Genomic DNA, 7,900 nt, shown 5'->3' with positions numbered 1-7,900 from the left:
GGGCTAACCCGACCTACGGTTTGCGGGTTTTTCTGGTCAGGGGTTGCGCGGGGGCGATGACAGTCAGCCGGCGTTGTCGGGCGCGGGCTTCTTCTGGCCGATGCGGGGTTCGGTACCCTGCAGCAGGCGCTGGATGTTGGCGTAGTGGCGGGCGTAGAGGAAGATCGTCATCACGCTCAGGGCGGTGACCAGCCAGGGATCGGGGTAGACGAAGGCGAGATAGACCGGCGCTGCCAGCGCCGCGACCAGTGCGGCGAGGGACGAGTAGCGAAGGGTCACGGCGACCAGCAGCCAGGTGGCGATCACCAGCAGCGCGGTCAGCGGGCTGATGGCGAGGATCACGCCCAGTGCCGTCGCCACGCCCTTGCCGCCCTTGAAACCGAAATACAGCGGGTACAGATGCCCGAGGAAGGCCGCCAGCCCGATCAGGCCGATCATCCAGCCCGGGAAGTCACCGAGTTGCATGACGATGAAGACCGGCAGCCAGCCCTTGGCGACGTCGCCGATCAGGGTCAGCGCCGCGCCGACCTTGCTGCCCGCGCGCAGCACGTTGGTCGCGCCGGGATTTCCCGAGCCGGTGGCGCGTGGATCGGGCAGGCGGAGCAGGTAGCTGACGACAATGGCCGAGGATATCGAGCCCAGCAGGTACGCCACCAGAATGCCCATGATCATGATTCCCATGCCCGTCGTCTCACTGTCAGCGCTGTGCCCAATCCGCCATGATACGCAACCCGGCGCCCCGGCTTCATTACCCGCGGACGCGCTGGCGGTTGCCCGGTGCCCGGACCCGGTTCGGTCCTGCGGTGGCGCCGGGTGAGCGCGGCGCCGGACCGGACCCTGGTCCTGATCCACGGCTGGGGCTTCAGCCGGACGATCTGGGAACCGGTGGTTGCGGCGCTGGGCGGCTTGCCGGTGGTGCTTGCGGAACTGCCGGGCCATGGCGGTTGCCCGAATGGCGAGCGGCTCGCCGATGTCCACGACGCCGCGCGGGCGCTGCACGGGCAGCTGCCCGCGGGGATTCGTCAACCGGTCTGGGCCGGTTGGTCGCTGGGCGGCCTGGTCGCGCTGGCCGCGGCGGAGCAATGGCAGGGGCCGCAACGGCTGGCCCTGATCTGCGCCACGCCGCGGTTCACGGCGGCGCCGGGCTGGCCCTGCGCGCTCGATCCGGCGGCGCTGGCGTCGTTTGGCGACGAACTGGAGCGGGATCGTGCCGCGCTGGAGCGCCGCTTCGCCGCGTTGTGCGCGCAGGGCGGACATGCGCCGGCGCGCCTGCGGCGACAACTGCTCGGCCTGATGGCGGGCCGCCCGGCCACGGATCCGGGCCTGCGCGCGGGGCTGGCGGCGCTGGCGCAGGCCGATCTGCGGCGCGTCTGGGCTGGTCTGGATGCCCCGGTGTGGGCCTGGCTCGCCGACGACGACCCGCTGGTTCCGGGGGGCGTGGCGTCCGGTCTTGCCGCGCTGCGTCCCGATGCACGTTTGCATGCCGTGCCGGGCGGGCACGTGTCATGGTGGGAGGATGCGGCCGGTGTTGCCGGCTTTCTGCGCGAGGTGATGGCTTGAAGGACGGGTTCGAGATCGACAAGCGCCAGGTCCGCGCCGCGTTCGACGCGGCGGCCCCGGGCTACGACGAGTACGCGGTGCTGCAACAGGAGGTGCAGCAGCGCCTGCTCGAGCGCCTGGACTGGATCCGCCTCGCGCCGCGCCGGGTCATCGATCTCGGCTGCGGTCCCGGCGCCGCGCTGAAGCCGTTGTCGAAGCGCTACCGCGGCGCGCGGGTCGCGGGGCTGGATCTTGCGCCGGCGATGGCCGCGCGCGCCCGGGGGCAGGGCCGCTGGCTGCGTCGGCCCTGGGCCGTCTGCGGCGACATGGAGCGCCTGCCGCTGGCGGACCGGAGCTTCGATCTGGCGGTCTCCGCGGCGGCCCTGCAGTGGGTGAACGACCTCGACCAGGTCTTCGCCGAGGTGCGCCGGGTACTGGCGCCGGGCGGGCTGTGGCTGTTCGCGACCTTCGGCCCGGACACCCTGAAGGAACTGCGCGCGTCCTTTGCCGCGGTGGACGGCGGCGACGCCACCCACGTGAATGCCTTCATCGACATGCACGACATCGGCGATGCGCTGGTGCGCGCCGGATTCGCCGATCCGGTGATGGACCAGGAGACCCTGACGCTGACCTATCCGGACTTCCGCTCGCTGCTGCGCGACCTGCGCGGCATCGGCGTGCGCAACGCACTCGCCGGGCGCGCGCGGGGCCTGTTCGGGCCGCGCCGCCTGCGCGCGGTGGAGGAGGTCTACCTATCCCGCTACGGCGAGCAGGGGCGTTTACCGGCGACCTGGGAAGTGGTCTATGGTCACGCTTGGGTGCCCGATGCGCCGCCGCCGTCGCGGGTGTCCGGGCCGGTCATTCCGATACGGTCCGTGCGCTGAACGGCGGTGCCCGCGGCGGGAGAAGACCCCGACCTCGCGCAAAGGATTTGCTTTTTTCCAGTGGATTCTTGGGGTACAGTTCACGTCCCGGCGAGCCGGGCAGACCGTGTTCCCCGCAGGCAAGGTGGATAATCGACATGTCGGAAAAAGCAGCAACCGCCGGGTCCGTGCCGGCTTCGACCGCTGTTCCCTCGGAACAGTACAACTACGAAATCGTCAAGAAATTCTCGATCGCGGCGGTCATCTGGGGCGTGCTCGGGATGGCGGCCGGCGTCTGGATCGCCTCGCAGCTCGCCTGGCCGTTCCTGAATTTCGACATCGCGCAGATCACCTTCGGCCGCTTCCGGCCGGTACACACCACGCTGGTGATCTTCGGTTTCGGCGGCAACGCCCTGTTCGCGACGTCGTATTACATCATTCAGCGGACCTGCCAGACGCGGCTCTACAGCGACCGGCTGTCGCTGTTCACCTTCTACGGCTGGAACCTCGCGCTGATCCTCGGCGTGATCACCTACATGGCCGGCATCACCCAGGGCCGTGAGTACGCCGAGTTCAACTGGCAGATCGACATCCTGATCGCCGTGACCTGGGTGGTCTACTTCTGGGTCTTCCTGATGACCCTGCTGCGCCGGAACCAGCCGCACATCTACGTGGCGAACTGGTTCTTCATGGCCTTCATCCTGGCCACCGCGCTGCTGCACATCTTCAACAACATCCAGGTGCCGGTGAGCCTGACCAGCCCGCACTCCTACTCGCTGTTCTCCGGCGTGCAGGACGCGATGACCCAGTGGTGGTACGGCCACAACGCGGTGGGCTTCTTCCTCACGGCGGCGTTCCTCGGGATGATGTACTACTTCGTGCCCAAGCAGGCCGGGCGCCCGATCTACTCCTACAAGCTGTCGATCATCCATTTCTGGGCGATCATCTTCCTGTACATGTGGGTGGGCGCGCACCATCTGCACTGGACCGCGCTGCCGGACTGGGTGTCCACGCTGGCCGCGACCTTCTCCATCCTGCTGCTGCTGCCCTCCTGGGGCGGGATGATCAACGGGATCATGACGCTGTCCGGAGCCTGGGACAAACTGCGCACCGATCCGATCATGCTGTTCCTGATCACCGCGCTGTCGTTCTACGGCATGGCCACGTTCGAGGGGCCGATGATGTCGCTGAAGAGCGTGAACGCGCTGTCGCACTACACCGACTGGACGGTCGGCCACGTGCACTCCGGGGCGCTGGGCTGGGTGGCGATGATCACCTTCGGTTCGCTCTATCACCTGATCCCGCGGCTGTGGAACACGAAGATCTACAGCCTGCGCCTGATCTACATCCACTTCTTCCTGGCGACGATCGGGATCGTGCTGTACATCGTCTCCATGTGGGTGGCCGGGATCGGCCAGGGCCTGATGCTCCGCGCCTTCGACGAGTACGGCAACCTGGCCTATACCTTCACCGAGTCGGTGGTGTTCCTGCACAAGCCCTACGTGGTGCGGGCGATCGGCGGCGGATTCTTCCTGCTCGGCATGCTCATCATGGCCTTCAACGTCGCCATGACCATTCTTACCGCGAAGCGCGCGGTGCCCGCGACCGATGCGTCCCGGGCCACTGCCGCCACCGCATCCTGAGTCGGAGTCGCCAGACCATGAAGCATGAAAGCGTCGAGACCAATGCCGGCCTGCTGATCATCCTGACCCTGGCGGTGATCAGCGTCGGCGGCCTGGTCGAAATCGTGCCGCTGTTCTACATCAACGACACCATCGAGGAAGTCGAGGGCGTGCGGCCGTATACGCCGCTGGAGCAGCGCGGCCGCGACCTCTACGTGCGCGAGGGCTGCTACACCTGCCACTCGCAGATGGTGCGGCCGTTCCGTGACGAGATGCTGCGCTACGGGCATTACTCGCTGGCGGCCGAGTCACAGTTCGACCACCCGTTCCAGTGGGGCTCCAAGCGCACCGGACCGGATCTCGCCCGCGTCGGCGGAAAATACTCGAACGAGTGGCAGGTCCAGCACCTGATCAATCCGAAGTCGCTGGTGCCCGAATCGATCATGCCCGGCTACCCCTGGCTGGCGACCACGCCGCTGGACTACGACGACATCGAGCAGCGGATGATCGCGCTGCGGCGCGTCGGCGTGCCGTACTCGATCAACCAGGAGGAGTTCGACGCCAACGTCGAGCGTTTTGGCGAGGAAACCGCGGTGATGCTCGACATCAACCGGGCCGAGGCCAACCTGATCGCTCAGGCGCAGGAGGGCAACTTCGACGGTGACCGCTCGTTCATCTCGGAGATGGATGCGATGGTCGCCTACCTGCAGGTGCTGGGCACGATGGTCGACTTCAACCAGTACTCTGAGGGCTACTTTGCCGAGTTCCGCTGAGGGGCCGGCAGAGAAGGAGACGCGTAGGAATGGCTGAAATCTGGAGCTGGATCACCGACCTGGGCAACAGCAAGATCGTTGCGCTGCTGCTGTTCATGACCACCTTCATCGTGATCGTGATCTACCTGTTTTCCAACCGTCGCCGTTCCACCCGCTTCGAGTCATACCGCTACATCCCGCTGGATGACGAGGATTCCCACCTGGATCCGAACGCTGCATCCGGCGACCGCAACAAGGGCGAAAGGTCATGAGCACGAACGAAAAGCCGAGCAAGAAGCCGGGTGAGGTCGAGACCACCGGTCACGTCTGGGACTCCAACCTGCAGGAGTACAACAATCCGCTGCCGCGCTGGTGGCTGTGGGGCTTCTACGCGACCGTCGTCTTCGCCATCGTGTACTGGATCCTGTTTCCCGCCTGGCCGATCGGCGGCACCTTCACCAAGGGCCTGAACACCATCACCTTCATGGATGACGGCGAGGAGGTCACGACCCACTGGAACACCCGTTCATTGCTTGCCCGGGACATGCAGACCGGCCGGCACGCGGTGCGCCAGCGCGAGATGCTGGACCGGGTCGGCGACATGGAATACGAGGAAATCCTCGCCGACGTCGACGCGATGAGCTTCGTGAACGCCTACGCCAAGGGCAGCTTCGGCACCTGGTGCGCGGCCTGTCACCAGACCGGCGGCGCGGGCGTGATCGGGCAGTACCCGAACCTGCGCAACGACCAGTGGAAGTGGGGCGGGACCGTTGCCCAGATCGAGGAGACGCTGGTGCTGGGCCGCAACGGCTATATGCCCGGCTATCGTGAATCGCTGAACAGCGAGCAGCTGGATCAGGTCGCCTCCTACGTGCTGGCGATGAACGACTACGATCTGGATGCCGACGCGGTGGCCGCGGGCGAGGAGATCTTCAACGGGTACCTCGGCGGCTGCTACCAGTGCCACGGCGTGGACGCGCAGGGTCTGGCCTCGCTGGGGGCCCCGAACCTGAGCAACAACATCTGGGGCCTCGTCGATGTTCCGGGAGCCGCGGACGATGAGGAACGCGTCAGCCGTGTTGCCAGCTTCGTGCACGATGGCGTCCAGCGCGTGATGCCGGGCTTCGCCGACCGCCTGTCGGAGACCGAGATCAAGGTGCTGACCGCCTACGTCCACTCGCTGGGCGGCGGGCAGTAAGGACGCGCAGGACCCGGCCCGGCGCGTCCGTTCGGCCCGGGTCGCATCACGGCAATGCGATGGCCGGCCCGTGGAGGCTTCCACAGGCTGGCCGTGCCTTCTGGGCGCCGCCAGGGGATGCGGCGGTACAATCCCGGGCGACGCACGTGATGGCCCGTCTCCCGGATGCGATTCCCTTCGGGCCGTTCCGCGCCAATGCGTCACAGCCCTGTCGTGTGCCGGCCATTGCCGGCCGGTGAGTTCATCATGTCGCAGTCGTCGTTCGAGGCCCGCGTTCCGATCCACCCGCGATCGGTATCGGGTCGCTTCCGGAATCTGAAGACGGGCATTCTGGTGCTGGCCTACGGCGTGTTCTTCCTGTTGCCGTGGCTGCGCTGGGAGCGCGAGGTGGGACCCTCGCAGGCCGTGCTGTTCGATATTCCGAACCGTCAGTTCTATCTCTTCGATCTCGTCGTCTTCGCGCAGGACATCTTCTGGCTTGCGGGCCTGCTGATGATTGCCGCGCTGATGCTGTTTTTTGTCACTGGCCTCGCCGGCCGGGTCTTCTGCGGCTATTTCTGTTTCCAGACGCTGTGGACCGACGTCTACATGTTTCTCGAGCGGCACATCCAGGGCGAGCGTCCGGCCCGCCTGCGTCTGGCGAAACAGCCCTGGAACGCCGAGAAGGTCCTGAAGCTCGGTGCCACCCACGCGTCCTGGCTGCTCGTGGCCTTCGCCACCGGTCTGGGCTTCGTCCTCTACTGGGCCGATGCGCCGAGCATGGTCGTGGCCTTCTTCACCGGCGAGGCGGCGAACGCCGCGTACATCACCGCAGGGCTGCTGACGCTCACGACCTACACGTTCGCTGGCCTGGCGCGGGAGCAGGTCTGCACCTACATGTGTCCCTATGCGCGGTTCCAGTCGGTGATGTTCGACCGCGACACCCTGATCGTCTCCTACGATCAGGAACGCGGCGAGGGTCCCGCCGGGCGCGCGAAGCCGTCCCGGGATCGCAAGACGCGCGAGGAGCGGCAGCAGGCCGGCGTGGGCGACTGCATCGACTGCGGCTACTGCGTGCAGGTCTGTCCCACCGGGATCGACATCCGCGACGGATTGCAGATCCAGTGCATCCACTGCGCGCTGTGCATCGATGCCTGTGACCAGATCATGGACAAGCAGGGCTGGCCGCGCGGACTGATCCGGTACACTTCCGAGAGTGCGCTGGAGGGGAAGAAGACGCGGTTCCTGAAACTGAAGACCGTCGGTTACGGGGCCGCGATCCTGGTCGTCACCGTGCTGCTGGCACTGAGCATCGCCAACCGCCCCGACCTGGACGCCAGCGTCAGCCAGGTGCGGCAGCCGCTGTTCGTACAGATGGCCGACGGCAGCACCCAGAACAGCTACGAGATCGCGCTGAACAACAAGACGCAGCACCGGCTCGATCTGGAGATCGACGTGGTCGGGCTGGAAGGCGCGGTACTGGACCTCGGCCGGGTGCAGGAGATCGTGCTGGATCCGGCGCAGCGCGCCACGGTGCTGGCCCGCGTGCGCTACCATGCCGAGCCCGGCGATCCCTCGCGGCTGCCGATGGGATTCGAGATCCGCGACCGCGACGGAGTGATGGACCCCCTGCGCGTCGACTCGCAGCTGAGCCTGCGGCCGTGAGCGCTTTGCCCGGCGCGGAGCGCCGATGGAGCGCGGCGGCTTGCCGCCGCTTTGGGCGTTGGAGCGGGTTCCGGCGCTGCGAAAGCGGGAGCAAGCTCCCGCACTCCATAGGGGGCAGGTGCGCAGCGCCTATGGAGTGCGGCGGCTCGCCGCCACTTTGGGCAGTGGAGCGGGTTCCGGCGCTGTGAAAGCGGGAGCAAGCTCCCGCACTCCAGGGTTCGCCCGGAGGTCGGGTCGTGTCCGGGGTGGGAATTGGGGTGTTACTGGAAACCGGAGCGTGTC

The 7,900-nt window shown here is 66.9% G+C and carries 8 protein-coding genes; 7 read left to right on the top strand and 1 reads right to left on the bottom strand.

Translation table 11 applies throughout. The features are described from left to right. Positions 1-63 precede the first annotated feature (63 nt). Complete coding sequence (plsY, locus tag EA346_RS07815; protein WP_296757287.1) at positions 64-681, bottom strand: glycerol-3-phosphate 1-O-acyltransferase PlsY; 618 nt, start codon at positions 679-681, stop codon at positions 64-66. A 132-nt stretch (positions 682-813) separates the two neighbouring features. Between plsY and EA346_RS07810 the strand changes: the two genes are divergently transcribed. The 7 genes from EA346_RS07810 to ccoG all read left to right on the top strand — a co-directional run bounded on the left by EA346_RS07810 (position 814) and on the right by ccoG (position 7,618). After that, entirely contained in the window at positions 814-1,560 is a 747-nt protein-coding gene (locus EA346_RS07810) for an alpha/beta fold hydrolase (RefSeq protein ID WP_296757285.1), read from the top strand. After that, on the top strand, positions 1,557-2,423 hold the full coding sequence (bioC, locus tag EA346_RS07805; RefSeq protein ID WP_296757283.1) for a malonyl-ACP O-methyltransferase BioC: 867 nt from the start codon (positions 1,557-1,559) through the stop codon (positions 2,421-2,423). The genes EA346_RS07810 and bioC overlap by 4 nt, the downstream gene beginning before the upstream one ends. A 137-nt stretch (positions 2,424-2,560) precedes the next feature. Continuing rightward, positions 2,561-4,045 carry a cytochrome-c oxidase, cbb3-type subunit I gene (gene ccoN / locus EA346_RS07800; RefSeq protein WP_296757281.1) on the top strand — a complete coding sequence of 495 codons (1,485 nt, stop codon included), beginning with the start codon at positions 2,561-2,563 and terminating at the stop codon, positions 4,043-4,045. Between the two features lie 17 nt (positions 4,046-4,062). Continuing rightward, entirely contained in the window at positions 4,063-4,797 is a 735-nt protein-coding gene (gene ccoO, locus EA346_RS07795; RefSeq protein WP_296757279.1) for a cytochrome-c oxidase, cbb3-type subunit II, read from the top strand. Between the two features lie 29 nt (positions 4,798-4,826). Further along, positions 4,827-5,048 carry a cbb3-type cytochrome c oxidase subunit 3 gene (locus EA346_RS07790; protein WP_296757278.1) on the top strand — a complete coding sequence of 74 codons (222 nt, stop codon included), beginning with the start codon at positions 4,827-4,829 and terminating at the stop codon, positions 5,046-5,048. Further along, positions 5,045-5,974 (top strand): cytochrome-c oxidase, cbb3-type subunit III, encoded by a 930-nt coding sequence (gene ccoP / locus EA346_RS07785; protein ID WP_296757276.1) that lies wholly within the window; start codon positions 5,045-5,047, stop codon positions 5,972-5,974. Before EA346_RS07790 ends, ccoP begins: the two co-directional genes overlap by 4 nt. Positions 5,975-6,220: 246 nt before the next feature. Continuing rightward, positions 6,221-7,618, top strand: coding sequence for a cytochrome c oxidase accessory protein CcoG (gene ccoG / locus EA346_RS07780; protein WP_296757275.1), 1,398 nt, complete (start codon positions 6,221-6,223; stop codon positions 7,616-7,618). Positions 7,619-7,900: the final 282 nt, after the last annotated feature.

This window comes from Thioalkalivibrio sp. (assembly GCF_007692535.1).
Lineage (GTDB): Bacteria > Pseudomonadota > Gammaproteobacteria > Ectothiorhodospirales > Ectothiorhodospiraceae > Thioalkalivibrio.
The sequence above is the reverse complement of the archived record's forward strand: the minus strand, read 5'-3'. Positions and strand labels throughout refer to the sequence as shown.